The organism is Faecalibacterium sp. An58 (assembly GCF_002161515.1).
Classification (GTDB): Bacteria; Bacillota; Clostridia; order Oscillospirales; family Ruminococcaceae; genus Faecalibacterium; species Faecalibacterium avium.
In genome coordinates this window covers 1-632 of the sequence record NZ_NFHX01000082.1, presented here as the reverse complement: position 1 = coordinate 632, position 632 = coordinate 1, and the positions used below count along the sequence as shown (strand labels likewise).

General features: G+C 63.9%; 1 protein-coding gene. It reads left to right on the top strand.

The window, feature by feature from the left end; translation table 11 throughout:
• Positions 1–632, top strand: a 632-nt coding sequence (locus B5G12_RS14240) for an alpha-amylase family protein (RefSeq protein ID WP_522731458.1), incomplete at both ends; no start/stop codon positions are given.

The following is a 632-nucleotide window of genomic DNA, read 5'->3' as shown; positions in this document are numbered from 1 at the left end:
CGGGTCGCCCCCTACTTTGGCACCCCCGACAAACCCGAGTGCCATATGCTGTACAATGTCACCACCATGTGCACCACCTGGCACACGGTGGCCACCGCCGACACCGCCCTGCTCCGCCGTCAGCTGGACATCCTGGCCGGTCTGCCCCAAAACTGCATCTTCCAGAACTACCTGCGCTGCCACGACGACATCGGCTGGGGCCTTGACTACGATTTCCTGGCCCAGTTCGGGATGCAGGAGGTCCCGCACAAAAAGTACCTGAACGATTTCTTTACCGGCAAGACGGCGAACTCCTTCGCCATCGGGGAGCTGTACAACGACGACCCCCGCCTGGGGGACGCCCGCCTCTGCGGCACCACGGCTTCCCTCTGCGGCATCGAGCGGGCCGGCTTCGCCGGGGACAAGGCCGCGCAGGAAAAGGCTGTCCGGCTCGACCTGACCCTCCACGCCTTCATGTTCTCGCAGTCGGGCCTCCCTGTACTGTACAGCGGGGACGAGATCGGCCAGCTCAACGACTACAGCTACAAAGACGACCCCGAAAAGGCTTCGGACAGCCGTTACATCCACCGCGGCGCCTTCCCCTGGGCATTGGCCGCCAATCGCAGCATACCCGGCACGCTGCAAAACGAGCT